The sequence below is a fragment of the Pontixanthobacter aquaemixtae genome (assembly GCF_009827395.1).
GTDB classification, from domain to species: Bacteria; Pseudomonadota; Alphaproteobacteria; order Sphingomonadales; family Sphingomonadaceae; genus Pontixanthobacter; species Pontixanthobacter aquaemixtae.
Genome location: NZ_WTYX01000001.1, coordinates 1,073,821 through 1,091,323 on the forward strand (window position 1 = coordinate 1,073,821; position 17,503 = coordinate 1,091,323).

Sequence of the window (17,503 nt, forward strand, 5' to 3'; positions counted from 1 at the left end):
ATAGGAGCTTAGCGAAGTGACATCAGTCTACACATTCGGCGGCAAAACGGACTATGCGGACCCGCGCCAGAAGGACAAGACGGTCACTGGCGGTAAAGGCGCCAACCTTGCCGAAATGGCCGAGATCGGCTTGCCCGTTCCTCCTGGCTTCACGATCACCACCGACGAATGCGTAAAGTACCTCGCGGGCGAGACAGGCTTTTCTGACGCACTGCGCGATAATGTCGCTGGCGCGCTCAAACATATCGAAGAAACGGTTGGTAAGTCATTGGGCAACAATGACGATCCACTGCTGGTGTCGGTACGTTCCGGCGCGCGGGTCTCGATGCCGGGCATGATGGATACGGTTCTCAACCTTGGCCTCAATGACGCCACGGTGCAGGGCCTCGCCAAGACCTCCGGCGATGAACGCTTTGCCTGGGATAGCTATCGCCGGTTCATCCAGATGTATTCTGACGTGGTGCTGGGTGTGGACCATGGCCTGTTTGAAGAAGCACTGGAAATCGCCAAGGAAGACAAGGGCTTCTACAACGATACGGAAATGGAAGCTGAAGACTGGCAGACGCTGGTCGCCGAATACCAATCCATCGTACAGGATGAACTTGGCAAGCCATTCCCCCAGGATGTGAGCGAACAGCTGTGGGGTGCCATCGCCGCTGTGTTCGACAGCTGGGACAGCGATCGCGCGAAAGTATACCGCCGCCTCAATGACATACCGGGGGGATGGGGCACTGCCGTCAATGTGCAGGCGATGGTATTCGGCAATATGGGCGACACATCAGCCACCGGCGTGGCATTCACCCGCGATCCGGCGACTGGCGAGAAAGCCTATTACGGCGAATGGCTGGTCAATGCGCAGGGCGAGGATGTCGTCGCCGGCATCCGTACACCGCAATATCTGACCAAAGCGGCGCGAGAGAAAGCCAACGCCAAACCGATGAGCATGGAAGAAGCCATGCCCGAGGCATATGGCGAGTTGGCAGCGGTGTTTGAGCTGCTCGAGAAGCACTATCGCGACATGCAGGATATCGAGTTCACCGTGCAGGACGGCAAGCTGTGGATGCTGCAAACCCGTTCGGGCAAACGCACTGCCAAGGCCGCGCTCAAAATGGCGGTCGATATGGCGGGCGAGAACCTGATCGACGAGAAAGAAGCGATTCTGCGCGTCGATCCGATGGCTCTGGACCAGCTGCTCCACCCGACACTCGATCCCAAAGCGCATCGCGACATTCTGACAACCGGCCTACCCGCATCACCGGGTGCGGCATCGGGCACAATTGTGCTCGATGCCGACAAGGCAGAGCAGCTTTCCAATGCCGGAGAGAAAGTCATCCTCGTCCGGGTCGAAACCAGCCCCGAAGACATCCACGGCATGCACGCGGCGCAGGGTATCCTAACCGCGCGTGGCGGCATGACCAGCCATGCGGCGGTGGTTGCACGCGGGATGGGCCGGCCGTGCGTTTCAGGGGCCTCGGCAGTCTCGATCGATATGACGTCAAGAAGTCTCCGTATCGGAAATCGTGAGTTAAAAGAAGGCGATACGCTCACTCTCGATGGTGCGACCGGCCAGGTCATGGCGGGCGAAGTCCGCACGATCGAGCCCGAAATGGCGGGCGATTTCGGCACTTTGATGGAATGGGCCGACAAGCATCGCCGGATGCGCGTGCGGACCAATGCGGAAACACCCGCCGATTGCCGTATGGCGCGCCAGTTTGGTGCAGAAGGTATCGGCCTGTGCCGGACCGAGCATATGTTCTTCGATGCCAACCGCATCACCGCGGTGCGCGAAATGATCCTTGCCGAAGCGGAGGCCGGTCGCCGCGATGCGCTGGCCAAGCTGCTACCGGAGCAACGCGCTGACTTTAAAGAGATATTCGAGGTTATGGCAGGCCTGCCATGCACCATCCGCCTGCTCGATCCGCCGCTGCACGAATTCCTGCCGCATGGTGATGCGGAGTTTCAAGCATTGGCCGAAGTCTCCGGCTTTGGTGTCGACCATCTGAAGCGTCGTGCGGGCGAATTGCACGAGTTTAACCCGATGCTGGGCCATCGCGGGTGCCGTTTGGGCATCACCTACCCCGAAATCTACGAAATGCAGGCACGCGCCATTTTCGAAGCCGCCTGCGAAGTTGCAAAGGAATCGGGCGAGGCGCCAATCCCTGAAGTCATGGTTCCGCTGGTGGCGACGAAACGCGAACTGGAGATCCTGCGCGCTTTGATCGACCGTACCGCGCAAGCTGTGTTTGCAGAGCAGGGCACCGATATCGACTATCTGGTCGGCACTATGATCGAACTGCCGCGTGCCGCTCTCATGGCGGGGGAAATCGCCGACGAGGCGCGGTTCTTCTCCTTCGGAACCAACGATTTGACCCAGACCACTCTGGGCGTTTCACGCGACGATTCCGCGCGTTTCCTTGCGCCTTACACCGATCAGGGCATTTTCGACCGCGATCCGTTTGTCAGCCTTGATGTGGAAGGTGTCGGCCAATTGGTTGAAATGGCCGCTGAACGCGGGCGCGCCACACGCGGCGATATCAAGCTGGGCATTTGCGGCGAACATGGCGGCGATCCGGCCAGCATCGGCTTCTGCGAAAAGGTCGGGCTCGACTATGTCAGCGCATCACCATACCGCGTCCCGATCGCTCGACTGGCCGCCGCACAGAGTTCTCTGCGGAGCGACGGGTAAACCCCTATTTCCAAGCCGTTAGAGTCATCATTTCAAAGTTTTCGGTAACTTTTCCGTCCTCATCACGCAGCGTGTCAAAAGCCTCCTGAGCTCGCGAGAGCCATTGCCGGCCAAGCGCTGGTGACGGCTTCTCCAAAGAGGCGGTGAGCCCATGATCGCGCAAATCGCTCACCAGCTGGCCGAGCGAGCGATACCGGACCGACAAAGTGTGGCTGTCGACCACTTGTCTGCCAAATCCGGCGCGTTGCAGCAAAGCGGAGGACGATGCGCTATCGATCATCGGATGAATGCGCGGGGCAGGCCTTTCGCCATCTGCTGCCAAGGCAATGTTGCGCAAAGAGGACAGGCTTCCGGCACCCGGAAAGGCTGCAATAAACACACCGCCTTCGGCCAAAGTGGCACGGGCATGGATCAGCGCCCCGGGCAGGTCATTGACCATGCCAAGGCCCATCAAATGCACGATGAGATCGAAGCGACTTCCTGCGGGCGCTGGCAACTCTTCGTTGAAATGGCCAAGCTGTCCTACAGCGATGTCAGCGCCTAGATCGGAGAGCGCCGTCGCCACCGAATCCGACCAGTCGCCAACCACCAACGCCCGTTGGGGTTGAAGCTGCATGAAACCAACCCGCTCGATCACGTCGCCGGTGAGATCATCGAGGAGGAAGGAGGAGCTGTTATCGCATTTGTACCGCGCCCTCGCACGGCCCCATTTGGCCGCACAGCGATTGCGGGAGAATATGGCGGGAGGCGCTTTGTTCATCGCCGCTCCGTGCCGCGCTTGCGTGAAAATCGCAAGCAGGACAGAATGATCGGATGACGGCAGCACAGCGCCTTGCGGATGTTCTCAAGCCAGCGGTAGATCTGGTTTACCCGCCGCGTTGCCCGCTATGCGGCGATGCAATTGCCGAGCAAAAAGGCCTTTGTGCGCCATGCTGGTCGCAACTGGTGATTCCCGGCGAACCAAGTTGTGTGACGTGCCAGCGGCCTTTTTCAGACGCCTTCGCCGCACCCGAAATGCAATGCGCGCCGTGCATGGCAAAACCGCCGAAACATGACGGGATCGCGGCGGGAACGCTGTATAATGATGCCTCGCGCAAATTGATTTTGGCGTTCAAACATGGGCGCAGAATTGCCCTCGCTGATATGATGGCGCAGTTGATTGCAGCGCGATTGCCAAAGTTGGAAGGCAATTGGTTGCTGATCCCCGTTCCGCTTCATCGAACCCGCCTTTGGCATCGCGGGTTTAACCAGGCCGGTTTGCTTGCCCGCCGACTGGGCCAGTTGACCGGGCATTCACTGCTGGTTGATGGTTTGGTTCGGACCCAACGCACGCAATCGCTGGGTGGTCTGGGTCGTAAAGCGCGCGAGCGGGCTCTCTCTGGGGCGATTGCGGTGAACAGCACTCACTCCGATCGTTTGAAGGGAGCCAAGATTGTACTTGTCGATGACGTCCTGACCAGCGGAGCAACAAGCGACGCCTGCGTTCGCAGCCTGAAAAAAGGCGGCGCAGAAAGCGTAATTATCGCGTGCTTCTCCCGCGTTCTAAACGAAGCAGTTAGAAACAGTCCGGACCAAGAAAGCGAAACGCCCGAGATTCGAAAATCTCGGGCGCCACGTGACGAATAATAATGGACCCGCCTTTCGGCTGTGGCAACCATCCCCCTTGAAGGCCGCCGGGTCCGATCCCTCATCGTTCAAAAGGGGCGCCTGGCGTTTCGGCCGGCTGCATCCCTTGTCCCCCTGAACCTGGCACTCTGATGGTACCGATGTTCCGGTGAGCAGTTCTTGCGAACTACGAGCGCGGTATTTCCACTCATCGGCGAATCATGAAAGTGGCAAGCGTGGAATGGTTGGATTTTCGGAAGAATATGTGGTTATCGTGCAACAAATCTTTAACACGCTTATGGCGTGGCTTCTTCTAAGGCCGTCCACCTATGTCTGATACAACCAACGACACCGAGAAGCGCGAACTGGGGCAGGATTTCATGCCCAAATTCGATGCCCAAGGCCTCCTAACAGCGGTCGTTCTGGATGATTCAACCTCTTCGCCATTGATGGTCGCTTTCATGAATGAAGAAGCGCTTGCCGCCACGAGAGAATCCGGCATCGCGCATTTTTACTCCCGATCAAGAGGGACACTTTGGAAGAAGGGGGAAACATCGGGGAATGTTCTGACGGTTAAATCGATCCTTGTTGACTGTGATCAGGACGCGCTCGTGCTGCGTTGCACGGCGGCAGGGCCGGCATGCCATACCGGTGCCACCAGTTGTTTTTACAGAAAACTGGAAGGCGATACGCTCTTCCCCGCGATTAGTTGACGTTTACGTAAAGGTTAGTTATGTCGCGGGGCATGGCTACAGTAACTGATCCCGCAAAAAATAATCCAGCTTCCCAAGGCCATTCCGGCGCCCATCTTGACCGCCCGGACAAACTGGCCCGAGAGCAGTTTAGCATTTCCGATCTCACCACCGAGTTCAATTGCACAGCGCGCGCTTTGCGGTTTTACGAGGATGAGGGGTTGGTGGCGCCTCAGCGGATCGGTCTGACCCGCGTCTATTCAAAGCGCGATCGTGCCCGGCTTGCCTGGATTATGCGGGCCAAGAATGTCGGTTTCAGCCTGACCGAGATTCGCGAGATGATCGATCTTTATGATCTCGACGATGGCCGCGTTGAGCAGCGCCGCGTTACGGTTGAAAAATGCCGGAACCACGTCGCTAAACTTAAACGCCAACGGGCCGATATCGATTCTTCGATCAAAGAGCTGACCGCCTTTATCAAACAAATTGAAAATATGGACATCGACAGCTCCAACGGCTGATCGACCAACCGAGGACACCCACATGCCGACTTACACCGCCCCCACACGCGATGCCCGCTTCGTAGTGAACGAGCTGCTTGATCTCGCGAGCTATAACAATCTTCCGGGCTTCGAAAGCGCGACCCCTGATATGATCGATACCGTGATCAATGAAGCCGGGAAGTTCTGTTCCGAAGTTCTTGCACCGATCAATCATAGCGGTGACAAGGAAGGCTGCACGCGTCACGAAGATGGCAGCGTAACCACGCCTTCGGGTTTCAAAGAGGCGTTCGAACAATATCGCGAATCGGGCTGGGGTACGATCTCGCAGCCGGAACAATTTGGCGGGCAGGGCATGCCACACGTTCTGGGCATGCTGATCGAGGAATTTGTCGGCACCGCGAACCAGGCATTTGCAATGTATCCCGGCCTAACCGGCGGGGCCGTCGCGGCAATCCTGGCCAAAGGTTCACCCGAACAGCAGGAAAAATATCTCCACAAAATGATCGCCAATGAATGGCTTGGAACGATGAACCTGACCGAGCCGCATTGCGGTACCGATCTGGGCATGATCCGCACCAAGGCAGAGCCGCAGGCGGATGGTTCCTATGCAATCACCGGCACCAAGATTTTCATCTCCGCAGGCGAACACGACCTGACTGAAAACATCATCCACCTTGTGCTGGCAAAAACGCCGGGCGCGCCGGATAGCTCGAAGGGCATTTCGCTGTTCATTGTGCCCAAATTCCACGTCAATGATGACGGCTCACTTGGCGATCGCAATGGCGTGATGTGCGGTTCGATCGAAGAGAAAATGGGCATTCACGGCAATTCGACCTGCGTCATGAATTATGATGGGGCGACCGGCTACATGGTGGGCGAGGAGAACAAGGGCCTCGCCGCGATGTTCGTTATGATGAATGCCGCGCGCTTGGGTGTCGGCATTCAGGGCTATGCGCAGGCAGAAGTCGCTTATCAAAACGCCGTGGCCTATGCGCTCGACCGGCGACAGGGCCGCGCTCTGACAGGCCCGGCGGAGCCAGAGGAAAAGGCCGATCCGATCTTTGTTCACGCAGATGTACGGCGGATGCTGATGGATGCGAAGGCCTATACCGAAGGCATGCGTGCGCTTGCCATGTGGGGCGCGTTGCAGGTGGACCTAACGCATAAAGCCGAAACCGAGGAAGAGCGCGCCAAGGCCAACGAAATCATCAGCCTGCTAACGCCCGTCATCAAAGGTTACGGCACTGACAAGGGTTATGATGTGGCCAACAACATGCAGCAGGTCTTTGGCGGCCACGGCTATATTCAGGAATGGGGAATGGAGCAGTTCGTTCGCGATTCCCGCATCGCGATGATTTATGAAGGCACCAACGGTGTCCAGGCGATGGATCTGTGCGGCCGGAAGCTGGCCCAGAATGGCGGCGCGGCGATCCAGGCATTCTTCGCGATCATCGACGAGGAAATTGCCGCAGCGAAAGCCAATGAAACGCTCGCACCTTTTGCAGAGAAGCTGGAAAAAGCGTTGGGGGAGCAGAAAGCTGCGACCATGTGGTTCATGCAAAATGCGATGGCAAATCCAGACAATCTGGGCGCCGGCGCGCATCATTACATGCACATCATGGGCATTGTTTCGCTGGGCCTGATGTGGCTGCGTATGGCCACGGTTGCCGATGCCAAATTGGCAGAAGGAACCGAGGACAAGGCGTTCTACGAAGCAAAACTGGCGACTGCCCGCTATTACGGCGATCGCTTCCTGCCCGATGCCGGTGCATTGCGCCGCAAGCTTGAGGCGGGATCGGAATCGATGATGGCGCTTGGCGCAGACGCGTTTCAAACGGCCGCATAAACCCGATTCGCAGCTTCACGTTGCGGGTTAGTTGATGAAATACATCCGCGGGGTGCCCTTTCTTAAGGGCATCCCGCTTTTTCTTGGGCGATTCGGTTTTCAAAGAGCCGGGGCGAAGCTAGCAAGCCGCGCGCATGTAGGAAAATCGCGCCCGAACTCAGCCCAAATCTAAGATGTCGGTTCGCCATTCGGGCCCACCAGAGGCTGCGCCAGTTTCACCTGCGTGATGAAGCGCATGTAATCCTTGCGCTCTGCGGGCGGCATCAACAGCTGGAACTGCGAATAGCGGCCATGCAGCAATTTGCACGCAACCGGATCGACTTGCGGACCGATCGGGCCGACCAGAACCAGCGTCGGTTTGGTAATCTCGAATGTCACCACGCGGTCGACATCCTCTTTCCAGGTCAGCAACACCGCAAGATCCTCGCGCACTTCCTCGACGCTGCCGATCCGGTCGAATGTGCCGAAACCGCCAGGCTTGTCATTGGGTTGCGCCTTGGAAAACGCCATTTGAAACCGCCGACCGGGTTCAAGCCGTGCCACGCTGGGCAACATATAGCTGGGCCATGGCGGCGTGTTCTTGACCAGATCGGTATAGGCGGCATTGGCCTCGGCAGATGTAGCATAGCGCCAGCCATAGGCATCCATCCATTCCTTGCCCGGTATCGAATCGAGAGACTCGGCACCGCAGCGCGCCTTTTGCGCGGCAATCCACTCGGCATGCCGCGCTTTCGCGCGCTGTTCCTCTGCAGTCGGTTCAGCATTCGCAGCATCCTGCGCGATGGCAGGAGCGTGTAGCACCGCAGCCAGCAGACCAGCGGCCATCACCAGCGAAAATCGTGATCGTGTCATTCTCTTTCTCCCTCTCAGATGGCTGCATAATGCAGCGAGAGTATGGGAAAGAATTGGACAAATCGGCGCTTACGCCTCCGGCAAGAACTCCGGCACACTCAAATACCGCTCACCCGTGTCGTAATTGAAGCCGAGCACGGTCGATCCGGCATCCAATTCAGGCAGCTTCTTCGCAATCGCTGCCAAAGTCGCGCCGCTGGAGATCCCTACCAACAGCCCCTCAGTCACAGCACATTTCTTTGCCATCGCTTTGGCTTCCTCTGCATCAACGGGGATTGCGCCATTGATTGCCTGCGTGTGCAAATTGCCCGGGATAAAACCCGCGCCGATGCCCTGGATCGGGTGCGGGCCGGGCTGGCCGCCGCTGATCACGGGAGACAGTTCGGGTTCCACCGCATAGGCTTTCATATCGGCCCAGTGGCGTTTCAGTTCTTCTGCGCAGCCGGTCAAATGGCCGCCGGTGCCCACGCCGGTAATCATCACATCGACCGGCTTATCCGCGAAATCGGCGAGGATTTCCTGTGCCGTGGTGCGCACATGCACCGCGACATTGGCCGGATTGTCGAATTGCGCGGGCATCCATGCGCCATCGGTCTGTTCAACCAGTTCGGTCGCGCGTTCGATCGCGCCCTTCATGCCTTTCGCTTTGTCTGTCAGATCGAATGTCGCACCATAGGCGAGCATCAGGCGGCGGCGTTCGAGCGACATGGATTCGGGCATCACCAGAACCAGCTTATAACCTTTGACCGCTGCCACCATGGCAAGGCCGATGCCGGTATTGCCGCTGGTCGGTTCGATGATCGTGCCGCCCGGCTTCAGGTCGCCAGCTTCCTCTGCGGCTTCCACCATGGCCAAGGCGATCCGGTCCTTGATCGATCCGCCGGGGTTCGAACGTTCCGATTTAATCCACACATCGTGATCGGGAAACAATCGTGAAAGGCGGATATGCGGTGTGTTGCCAATGGTGGCGAGGACGGAATCGGCTTTCATGTGGGGTCTCCCGGGGATTTCGCGGACTGCGTGTCTGACTGTGCCTTTGTATCTAGTAATTCTTCGGGCGGATCAAAGGTCTTTGTTGTTCTGAGCACAGGGAACAGGCGGCTCCAGATCGCCACCGTGATGATCGCACCCGCGCCGCCAGAGACAACCGCCAGCACCGGACCGATCAGAAATGCGAGCGTTCCGGAAAAGAAATCGCCAAATTCGTTCGATGCGGAAATGGTCAGCATCGAGACCGACGAAACCCGCCCGCGCTTGTCATCGGGGGTGTGCAGCTGGATCAGCGATTGGCGGATATAGACGGAGAACATGTCCGCTGCGCCAACGATAAACAGCATGGCGAGAGAGAGCGGCATCCATGTCGAGAAACCGAATGCGATGGTCGCCAATCCGAAAATCGCCACTGCCAGCAGCATTTTTGGCCCGACATTGCTTTTGAGCGGGCGGAAAGAGAAGAACGCCGCGGTGATCGCCGCACCGGCTGCGGGCGCCATTGCAAGCTGCGCCAGACCTTCTTCGCCGACCATCAGAATATCGCGCGCATAGACCGGGAACAGAGCCGTCGCCCCGGCCAGAAAAACCGCAAACAGATCGAGCGTAATCGCGCCCAGAACCATTTTGTTGCGCACGACATAATGCAGCCCATCGACGATCTGCCCGATGGGCCGCTGCGCGCCGGGGATCGGCGGCTGCGGGACTTTGCCGATAAAGCTGAGAGCGAGCACTGACAGGCCAAAAAGGCCGGCGGCAATGGCATAGGGAAGGGCGGGGACAATCGCGTAGAAATAGCCGCCAATGGCAGGGCCTGCGATCATCCCGACTTGCCACGCGATCGAAGACAGGGCGATGGCGTTGGGCAGGATTTCCTTGGGAACCAGATTGGGGGCGAGCGCCGACAATGCGGGCCCGGAAAAAGCGCGCGCGATGCCGAGCAAAACGGCAACCGCAAACAGGCTGAGCAGGCTGATCGCGCCGGTCCATGTTAGATAAGCGAGCAGTGCCGCGCAGCCCAGCTGCAACAGCACCATGATCCGCGCGACATTGCGCCGGTTGAGCCGGTCAGCCGCCAATCCGACAAAGGGTGTCAGCAGGAACAATGGAACAAACTGCAGCAGGCCGATCAGCGCCAGTTGCCCTGACGCTTCGGCCACGTTCATCCCGTTATCGCGCGCGATATTATAGGTCTGCCACCCGATAATCAGCAGCATCGCATATTGGGCCAGCGTCATCGACAGACGCGACACCCAATAGGCACGGAAATTGGCGATTTTGAAAGGATGGGATTGCGCAGTCACAAGCTGCGCAATGGCACCGGATCAGGTGGTTGTGAAGTCAGCCCCTCTTGCAGGCCGGAAATTCAATCTTTGAACTCGCCTTTGGCAGGCAAAGTCTCAACGATCCTTGCGCAGACGCGGATTGGGCTGAAGCTCGTCAATCATCGCCATAAAGTCATCAACGCGCAGAATGCGTTCGAACTGGAAACCGGCGCGATCATCTGTGGTCCAGATAACATAGGCCTCGATCCGGCCAACCACCGGCAGGCGAATGATAACGCGGTCCCCGCGGTTCAGGTTTTCACCATTGTCGATCATGAAACCATGCGCGGAAATATTGCAGATGTGCATTTTCACATCGCCGCGATCATGATGCTCCGCGATTACCGGAAAATCCACCGGATGACGTGCGGCACGCCGCAAATCGGTTACTGACAGCTGTGCGCCTACACTCATTGGCCCGCGATCCCTTACGTTCTAACAGAACAACCCTAATGGGCTGGAAAGCCTGATATTGTGTAAAAATATTTGTGCCAATTCGGGACGAAATGCAGGTTTTTCTGCGGCTTAGCGAGTTACAATTGCGTGCTTTTTCTTGCCCAAACTCAGTTTAATCTCTGTATTATCAGCGGCTTCTACAATAAAACCCACGTCAGTGACGGGCTTGCCATCAAGTTTAACCGCGCCTTCCGCAATCTTACGCTTGGCCTCGCCATTGGATGCAGTGAACCCGATCTCGGTCAAAACCGCGCCGATCCGCATGCCCTCTGCCCCCACCGAAATCGTGGGCAGATCATCGCCTGCGCCGCCGCCGGCAAAGGTCTGCTGTGCAGTGGCGGCGGCCGATTCGGCAGCCTCTTTGCCGCGCACCATAGTGGTTACTTCATTGGCCAGCAGAATCTTGGCGTCGTTGATCTCGCTGCCTTGCAGCTTCTCGAGCCGGGCGATTTCTTCAAGCGGCACATCGGTGAAGATGCGCAGGAACTTGCCCACGTCGCGGTCATCGCTGTTGCGCCAATATTGCCAGAAATCATAGGCGGGCAGCTGGTCTTCATTGAGCCAGATCGCGCCATCGACCGATTTGCCCATCTTCGCCCCGTCCGCGCGGGTGATCAGCGGCGCGGTATAGCCATAGACTTCCTTGCCATCGATCCGCCGGGTCAGCTCGATCCCGTTGACGATATTGCCCCACTGGTCGCTACCGCCCAGCTGCAGGCGGCAGCCATATTCACGGTTCAGCACCAGATAGTCATAGGCCTGCATGATCATGTAATTGAATTCGATGAAAGTCAGCGGCTGTTCGCGATCAAGCCGGGTTTTGACCGAATCAAATGTCAGCATCCGGTTGACGGTGAAATGCGGCCCGACATCGCGCAGCATCTCGATGTAGCCAAGCTCGCTTAGCCAATCGTCATTGTTGATCAGCAGCGCGCCGGTGGGGCTGTCATCGAAGCGCAGGATCCGTTCAAAGCTGCCTTTGATCCCGGCAATATTGCTGGCGAGTTTTTCCTCGGTCAGCATTTGCCGGGTTTCGTCGCGGCCCGACGGGTCACCGACACGCGCGGTGCCGCCGCCCATGATCACTATCGGGCGGTGTCCCGCCTGTTGCAAACGCTTGAGCAGCATAATCGACGCAAGGTTGCCGATATGCAGAGAGGGCGCTGTCGGATCGAAGCCGACATAACCGGTCACCACTTCCTTGGCGGCAAGCGCGTCCAGCGCGCCGGCATCGGTGATCTGGTGCAAATGGCCGCGCTCTTCGAGCAGAGTCAGCAATTGGGATGTGTACTGGGTCATAGCGATTGCGCGACTAGCACGCGAAACGCCCCGTGCAACCGTATATTCAAGTCGATCGCGCCGCAGCGATTGCCGCGACCATTTCGCCGTGGGTCTCCGCGTCGCAGCTTTTCGACGCGACCGAGATCACATGCACCGCGAAACCGTGCTTGATCGTGGCAGAGGTTACGCAGCCACCGGGATAGCCCGGCGCGACATTGAATTTCTGCCCGTCGCGCGCGGTCAACGTGGCCATCGCAATCGAAAGCGGGCCGTTCTGCAGCGAAGTGACCGAAACCTCTTTCTCGACAGATTGGCGAAGATATTGCCCGGCGGTGCTGCGCAGCAAAGTCGCCTGCGCTTCAACCGCATCGGGCGCGGTCGAATCAGGGGTCGGCTTGTCCGAATTGAAATGCATGAAGCTGACCAAAACGCCGGTGCCGCCCTTTTTGATCCGCGTCTCGCTTGCACCCGCAATCAGGTCTTTCATCGAAGGCAGCGACATCGCGGCGTTGGGTTTTGTATCGACATTCCATCCGCCCGACAGCGCCACCACAACGCCGCCATCCAGTTCGACATCCTTGATCTCCGCCGCAAGGGCGGTTCCGGTGACCAATAGCAACGCCGCCAATGCACATGTTCGAATCATTATTTTCGCTCCGCAAACTAGGCCCAAAATTACGGCATCGCCCACACAGAGTATAGCAAAATGTTGTTCGGCATCGCCCTTCGCCACCTTGCGAGCATGGCATCAGTCAGCGATAGGAGCGCGATGCATCCACTGCTTCTCCACCCCGATTGCGCCGAAGGGCCGGTCAAGGCCGTCAGCGCCGATATAGAGACCACTTCCGGCGGCTGCCGCGCGCGGTTTCGGCTGCAGGGTGACATTGCCGCCATCAAGGTTCCGCCGCATGCCGCCAGCGCGCGCGCAGACCACCTGTGGAAGACCACTTGCCTGGAAATCTTCTGGCAACCGCATGGCGGGAAATCCTACCGAGAGTTCAACCTGTCTCCATCAAGCCGCTGGGCTAGCTATGATTTTGACGATTACCGCCTGAACAGCCGCGATGCTGCGGTGGATGCGATTGCGATTTCTACCTCGCGCACAGACAGCGAGCTGGTTCTGGAAGCGAGCATCGCATCCGATCTGCCTGTTCCCGCCGATATTGCGCTGACTGCGATTGTCGAAGACGCGGAGGGAACGATCCAGTATTGGGCATTGGCTTTCGCCGACGGAAAGCCCGATTTTCACAACACCACATGCCGCATGATTACATTGGAGAACCGGTTATGAGCGTTCAATTCGGTATCGACCGCTTGTTGGCCGACCCTGATTTGCGCGGGCAGCTCGATGGCCGCCGCGTCTCGCTGGTCGCGCATCCGGCATCGGTGACGGCCGACCTGACCCATTCGCTCGACGCTTTGATCGCGGCAGGGGTGAATGTGACTTCCGCCTTCGGCCCGCAGCACGGGCTGAAAGGCGACAAGCAGGACAATATGGTCGAAACCGCGGACGAGACAGACCCGACATATAACATCCCGGTTTTCAGCCTTTATGGCGAAGTTCGCCGCCCGACCGGGCAGATGATGTCGAGCGCGGACGTTTTTTTGTTCGACCTGCAGGATCTCGGCTGCCGCATCTATACTTTCGTCACCACGCTGCTCTACCTGCTCGAGGAAGCCGCGAAGCACGGCAAAGAGGTGTGGGTGCTCGACCGGCCCAATCCCGCGGGCCGCCCGGTGGAAGGCTCGCTGCTGATCCCCGGGAATGAGAGCTTTGTCGGCGCCGCGCCGATGCCGATGCGGCACGGGCTGACAATGGGCGAGATGGGGCACTGGTTTATCGATCATTTCGGGCTCGATGTGGCCTATCGCGTGGTCGCGATGGAGGGATGGGATCCCGATGCCGCGCCCGGATATGGCTGGCCTACCGACCGCGTATGGATCAACCCGAGCCCCAATGCGGTCACCGTCAATATGGCGCGCGCCTATGCCGGAACGGTGATGATAGAAGGCGCCACATTGAGCGAGGGCAGGGGGACCACCCGCCCGCTCGAAGTGCTGTTCGGCGCGCCCGATGTCGATGCCGGGGCCGTGCTAAAAGAAATGCACCGCGTCGCGCCGCAATGGTTGGAAGGATGCGTGTTGCGCGAATGCTGGTTTGAACCGACCTTCCACAAGCATGTCGGCCAGCTGTGCAGCGCGCTGATGATCCACGCCGAGGGCCCGCATTATGATCACGCAAAGTTCAAGCCATGGCGGCTGCAAGCGCTTGCTTTCAAAGCGATCCGCAATCTCTATCCAGACTATCAGATCTGGCGCGGGACCGATTTCAAATATGAATACACCAATGATGTGCTGGCGATTGACGTGATCAATGGCGGGCCGGGTCTGCGCGAATGGGTGGATGATGCGGAGGCAACGCCGGGTGATCTGGATGGTGCGGCCGCTGCAGACGAAAAGGTCTGGTCAAACATCGTCCGCAAACATTTGCTATATTAAGATTTTCACCCGCTAACCTAAGCAGGTGGGTGGACTAGAAGAGGCTATTGCCCCGCTTTCCGGCTAAGCTCGCGCATGGCGTCGTCCAATCCGTCTAGCGTCAGCGGATACATCCGGTCATTGACCAGCTGCTTCATCATCTTGGTGCTTTGTGAATAGTTCCACTGCTTTTCCGGCACCGGATTGAGCCACACCGTCGCGGGATAGGTGTTGGCCATGCGCTGCATCCACACCGCGCCGGCTTCTTCGTTCATATGTTCGACACTGCCGCCCTGATGGGTGATTTCATACGGGCTCATCGCCGCATCGCCGACAAAGATCACTTTATAGTCGTGACCGAATTTGTGCAGGATGTCCCAGGTGTTGGTGCGTTCCTGCCAGCGGCGGCGATTGTCCTTCCACACACCTTCGTAAAGGCAGTTGTGGAAATAGAAAAACTCCAGATTTTTGAATTCCGTAGTCGCCGCACTGAACAATTCTTCACACAGCTTGATGAAGGGATCCATCGACCCGCCGACATCGAGAAACAATAGCAGCTTCACCGCATTGTGCCGTTCGGGCCGCATATGGATATCGAGCCAGCCCTGCTTGGCGGTGCCATCGATCGTCGCGTCCAGATCAAGCTCGTCCGCCGCGCCTTCGCGGGCAAAGCGGCGCAGACGGCGCAGCGCCATCTTGATGTTGCGCGTGCCCAATTCCTTGGTGTTGTCGAGATTGGCAAATTCGCGCTTTTCCCAGACTTTGACCGCTTTCTTGTGCTTGCTTTCGCCGCCGATGCGGACGCCTTCGGGGTTGTATCCTGAATTGCCGAACGGGCTGGTGCCGCCGGTGCCGATCCACTTATTGCCGCCTTCGTGCTTCTTTTCCTGCTCGGCCAGACGCTCTTTCAGCGTCTCCATGATCTTGTCCCAATCGCCCAGTTTTTCGATTTCGGCCATTTCTTCGGGCGTGAGGAATTTCTCCGCCACGGCCTTGAGCCATTCTTCAGGAATATCGACCGCATCCTGCCCGTAGTCGGTCAGAATGCCTTTGAAGACCTTGTTGAACACCTGGTCGAACCGGTCGAGCAGCCCTTCATCTTTCACGAAAGTCGCCCGGCTGAGGTAGTAAAACGCCTCGGGCGATTGCTCGATCACGTCGCGGTCCAGCGCTTCCAGCAGCGTAAGGTGCTCTTTGAAAGAGGCCGGAATTCCCGCGGCGCGCAATTCGTCGATGAAGTCAAAAAACATGCCAGCGGTCCTAACCGGCCTTTTCGCAGAGCGCCAGTGATGATCGCATCGCAATCCTTAAAACAAAAGTAACCATGGGATGCCTATGGGGAGGATACAGAAAACTCGTGGGGGCGCCGCACTCAATGAAACACACCGTATTTGATGACGCTGAACAGCAATCAATCGATCTTATTCCGGATAGCTGCGGAGAGGTCACCGTCGGCTGCGCCGATGTTGCAGGGATTGTCAGCGCGGTTATCGAATCTTCGGAAAAACTGCGCGCCGAACATGACGAGCTGCAGGGTACCGTTTCGGAACTGGAGGCGGACCAACGCAAAGTTTCCGAAGCCAGCGACGAGGCGCGGCTGCTATCCGAACGCGCGATTGAACGGTTGGGGCAGGGGACATCGCTGATCCAGTCTTCGCTCGGCCAGATATCTGGCCTGCTCGAACTGGTTGAAACGTTGAGCCAGCACGTTACCGGCTTTGCCGCGGCGATGGAGCAGGTTCGCCGGTGTTCGCAGGATATTGACCAGATTGCCGAAACCACCAACATTCTCGCTCTCAATGCCACTATCGAGGCGATGCGTGCGGGCGATGCCGGGCGCACTTTCGCCGTGGTTGCCAACGAGGTAAAAAGCCTGGCCGGTGATACGCGCCGCGCGACCGAGGAAATCGGCCGGACAATCGATACTCTGGGGGATGAAGCCGCAAGTGTGATCGGGCAAATCGAAAGCGGCGCCGAAGCGAGCAAGAACGCCAAGAAATCCATCGCGCAGATCGAAGACACAATCGGCGGCGTTGCCGAACTGGTCGAGGAGGTTGACCGCCAGAATGACCAGATCGCCCGCGCAACCGGGACGATTTCCGATCATGTCGTGCGCGTTCAGGACGTGCTCGGCTCTTTCGACAGCGCGGCCATCGCCAACGAGGCGCAACTGCGCGAGGCACAACAACGGATGGACGGACTGGAAATTACCGCCAGCGAAATGTTCGATGGCGTGGTCAAAGCCGGCCTTTCGCCAAGGGACAGCCTGCTGGTCGAGAAGGCCAAGGAAGTCGCCAAGGAAATTTCGGGCAAAGCCGAAGAAGCAATTGCCGCTGGCGAGTTGAAGCTCGATGCGCTGTTCGACCAGAATTACCAGCAGGTACCGGGCAGCAATCCGCCGCGGTTCCGCACATCGCTCAGCGATTGGGCTGACGCAAACTGGCGCCCGGTGATCGACCGCGTGGCATCAGAAGGCGCTCCGATCAAAATGTGTTCGCAAGCCGATATGAACGGCTTCCTGCCAACGCATATCTCCGACCACTCGCGCGAGCCGACCGGCAATCTGACGCATGACACCAAATATTGCCGCAATGGCCGGATCATCCTCGAGACGATCGACAAAAAAGCCAAAAGCAGCAATGAACCCTATATGATGGCCGTTTACCGCCAGGAAGGCGACGGAAAACAATATCTTGTCGTGCGGAACATCTACGTCCCACTCTACATCAACGGCCGCCGCTGGGGCGATTTCGAATTGGCTTATACGTTCGATTGAGGCTGGTGATTGA

The 17,503-nt window shown here is 58.1% G+C and carries 16 protein-coding genes and 1 pseudogene; 9 read left to right on the forward strand and 8 right to left on the reverse strand.

What is annotated here, in order from left to right; genetic code table 11:
• The first annotated feature begins 16 nt into the window (after positions 1 to 16).
• Entirely contained in the window at positions 17 to 2,686 is a 2,670-nt protein-coding gene (gene ppdK / locus GRI41_RS05205) for a pyruvate, phosphate dikinase (RefSeq protein WP_160603686.1), read from the forward strand.
• 4 nt (positions 2,687 to 2,690) lie between these two features.
• Here ppdK and GRI41_RS05210 read toward each other — a convergent pair whose 3' ends face one another.
• Positions 2,691 to 3,446 carry a methyltransferase domain-containing protein gene (locus tag GRI41_RS05210; RefSeq protein ID WP_160603687.1) on the reverse strand — a complete coding sequence of 252 codons (756 nt, stop codon included), beginning with the start codon at positions 3,444 to 3,446 and terminating at the stop codon, positions 2,691 to 2,693.
• A gap of 53 nt (positions 3,447 to 3,499) precedes the next feature.
• Here GRI41_RS05210 and GRI41_RS14450 point away from each other — a divergent pair.
• The 5 genes and pseudogenes from GRI41_RS14450 to GRI41_RS05230 form a co-directional block, all read left to right on the forward strand.
• Positions 3,500 to 3,709 (forward strand): annotated as a pseudogene (locus GRI41_RS14450) (double zinc ribbon domain-containing protein); the annotation flags it as partial.
• 120 nt (positions 3,710 to 3,829) lie between these two features.
• Positions 3,830 to 4,312 (forward strand): ComF family protein, encoded by a 483-nt coding sequence (locus GRI41_RS14455; protein WP_328600540.1) that lies wholly within the window; start codon positions 3,830 to 3,832, stop codon positions 4,310 to 4,312.
• A 308-nt stretch (positions 4,313 to 4,620) separates the two neighbouring features.
• The gene (gene hisI, locus GRI41_RS05220) at positions 4,621 to 5,004 is read left to right on the forward strand and encodes a phosphoribosyl-AMP cyclohydrolase (protein ID WP_160603689.1); all 384 of its coding nucleotides are present in this window, start codon (positions 4,621 to 4,623) and stop codon (positions 5,002 to 5,004) included.
• A gap of 32 nt (positions 5,005 to 5,036) precedes the next feature.
• Entirely contained in the window at positions 5,037 to 5,504 is a 468-nt protein-coding gene (locus GRI41_RS05225) for a MerR family transcriptional regulator (protein WP_160603690.1), read from the forward strand.
• Between the two features lie 22 nt (positions 5,505 to 5,526).
• Positions 5,527 to 7,332, forward strand: coding sequence for an acyl-CoA dehydrogenase C-terminal domain-containing protein (locus GRI41_RS05230; RefSeq protein WP_160603691.1), 1,806 nt, complete (start codon positions 5,527 to 5,529; stop codon positions 7,330 to 7,332).
• Positions 7,333 to 7,500: 168 nt separating this feature from the next.
• On the opposite strand, the gene GRI41_RS05235 is transcribed toward GRI41_RS05230, so the two are convergent.
• From GRI41_RS05235 to GRI41_RS05260, 6 genes are all read right to left on the reverse strand, one after another.
• Positions 7,501 to 8,184 (reverse strand): hypothetical protein, encoded by a 684-nt coding sequence (locus GRI41_RS05235; protein WP_160603692.1) that lies wholly within the window; start codon positions 8,182 to 8,184, stop codon positions 7,501 to 7,503.
• Between the two features lie 69 nt (positions 8,185 to 8,253).
• The gene (gene cysK, locus GRI41_RS05240; protein ID WP_160603693.1) at positions 8,254 to 9,174 is read right to left on the reverse strand and encodes a cysteine synthase A; all 921 of its coding nucleotides are present in this window, start codon (positions 9,172 to 9,174) and stop codon (positions 8,254 to 8,256) included.
• Complete coding sequence (locus tag GRI41_RS05245) at positions 9,171 to 10,478, reverse strand: MFS transporter (RefSeq protein ID WP_160603694.1); 1,308 nt, start codon at positions 10,476 to 10,478, stop codon at positions 9,171 to 9,173. Before GRI41_RS05245 ends, cysK begins: the two co-directional genes overlap by 4 nt.
• A 96-nt stretch (positions 10,479 to 10,574) precedes the next feature.
• Positions 10,575 to 10,913 (reverse strand): PilZ domain-containing protein, encoded by a 339-nt coding sequence (locus tag GRI41_RS05250; protein WP_160603695.1) that lies wholly within the window; start codon positions 10,911 to 10,913, stop codon positions 10,575 to 10,577.
• Between the two features lie 111 nt (positions 10,914 to 11,024).
• On the reverse strand, positions 11,025 to 12,254 hold the full coding sequence (gene tyrS, locus GRI41_RS05255) for a tyrosine--tRNA ligase (RefSeq protein WP_160603696.1): 1,230 nt from the start codon (positions 12,252 to 12,254) through the stop codon (positions 11,025 to 11,027).
• A gap of 46 nt (positions 12,255 to 12,300) precedes the next feature.
• Positions 12,301 to 12,882: a hypothetical protein gene (locus GRI41_RS05260; RefSeq protein WP_160603697.1), complete on the reverse strand. Its 582-nt coding sequence runs from the start codon at positions 12,880 to 12,882 to the stop codon at positions 12,301 to 12,303.
• A gap of 123 nt (positions 12,883 to 13,005) precedes the next feature.
• Between GRI41_RS05260 and GRI41_RS05265 the strand changes: the two genes are divergently transcribed.
• Both GRI41_RS05265 and GRI41_RS05270 read left to right on the forward strand, forming a co-directional pair.
• Positions 13,006 to 13,527, forward strand: a complete 522-nt coding sequence (locus GRI41_RS05265; protein ID WP_160603698.1) for a DOMON domain-containing protein — start codon at positions 13,006 to 13,008, stop codon at positions 13,525 to 13,527.
• Positions 13,524 to 14,735 carry an exo-beta-N-acetylmuramidase NamZ family protein gene (locus tag GRI41_RS05270; RefSeq protein WP_160603699.1) on the forward strand — a complete coding sequence of 404 codons (1,212 nt, stop codon included), beginning with the start codon at positions 13,524 to 13,526 and terminating at the stop codon, positions 14,733 to 14,735. Before GRI41_RS05265 ends, GRI41_RS05270 begins: the two co-directional genes overlap by 4 nt.
• A 44-nt stretch (positions 14,736 to 14,779) precedes the next feature.
• On the opposite strand, the gene GRI41_RS05275 is transcribed toward GRI41_RS05270, so the two are convergent.
• A complete protein-coding gene (locus tag GRI41_RS05275; RefSeq protein ID WP_160603700.1) occupies positions 14,780 to 15,964 on the reverse strand; it encodes a vWA domain-containing protein in 1,185 nt (394 codons plus the stop codon).
• A gap of 125 nt (positions 15,965 to 16,089) precedes the next feature.
• On the opposite strand from GRI41_RS05275, the gene GRI41_RS05280 reads away from it, so the two are divergent.
• A complete protein-coding gene (locus tag GRI41_RS05280; protein ID WP_160603701.1) occupies positions 16,090 to 17,490 on the forward strand; it encodes a methyl-accepting chemotaxis protein in 1,401 nt (466 codons plus the stop codon).
• The last annotated feature ends 13 nt before the right edge of the window (positions 17,491 to 17,503 follow it).

Excerpts from the sequence above, each read along its gene's own strand:
- GRI41_RS05210 (WP_160603687.1), bottom strand. The coding sequence starts at position 3,446 with ATGAACAAAGCGCCTCCCGCCATATTCTCCCGCAATCGCTGTGCGGCC.
- GRI41_RS14455 (WP_328600540.1), top strand. The coding sequence starts at position 3,830 with ATGATGGCGCAGTTGATTGCAGCGCGATTGCCAAAGTTGGAAGGCAAT.
- hisI (WP_160603689.1), top strand. The coding sequence starts at position 4,621 with ATGTCTGATACAACCAACGACACCGAGAAGCGCGAACTGGGGCAGGAT.
- GRI41_RS05225 (WP_160603690.1), top strand. The coding sequence starts at position 5,037 with ATGGCTACAGTAACTGATCCCGCAAAAAATAATCCAGCTTCCCAAGGC.
- GRI41_RS05230 (WP_160603691.1), top strand. The coding sequence starts at position 5,527 with ATGCCGACTTACACCGCCCCCACACGCGATGCCCGCTTCGTAGTGAAC.
- GRI41_RS05235 (WP_160603692.1), bottom strand. The coding sequence starts at position 8,184 with ATGACACGATCACGATTTTCGCTGGTGATGGCCGCTGGTCTGCTGGCT.
- cysK (WP_160603693.1), bottom strand. The coding sequence starts at position 9,174 with ATGAAAGCCGATTCCGTCCTCGCCACCATTGGCAACACACCGCATATC.
- GRI41_RS05250 (WP_160603695.1), bottom strand. The coding sequence starts at position 10,913 with ATGAGTGTAGGCGCACAGCTGTCAGTAACCGATTTGCGGCGTGCCGCA.
- tyrS (WP_160603696.1), bottom strand. The coding sequence starts at position 12,254 with ATGACCCAGTACACATCCCAATTGCTGACTCTGCTCGAAGAGCGCGGC.
- GRI41_RS05260 (WP_160603697.1), bottom strand. The coding sequence starts at position 12,882 with ATGATTCGAACATGTGCATTGGCGGCGTTGCTATTGGTCACCGGAACC.
- GRI41_RS05265 (WP_160603698.1), top strand. The coding sequence starts at position 13,006 with ATGCATCCACTGCTTCTCCACCCCGATTGCGCCGAAGGGCCGGTCAAG.
- GRI41_RS05270 (WP_160603699.1), top strand. The coding sequence starts at position 13,524 with ATGAGCGTTCAATTCGGTATCGACCGCTTGTTGGCCGACCCTGATTTG.
- GRI41_RS05275 (WP_160603700.1), bottom strand. The coding sequence starts at position 15,964 with ATGTTTTTTGACTTCATCGACGAATTGCGCGCCGCGGGAATTCCGGCC.
- GRI41_RS05280 (WP_160603701.1), top strand. The coding sequence starts at position 16,090 with ATGAAACACACCGTATTTGATGACGCTGAACAGCAATCAATCGATCTT.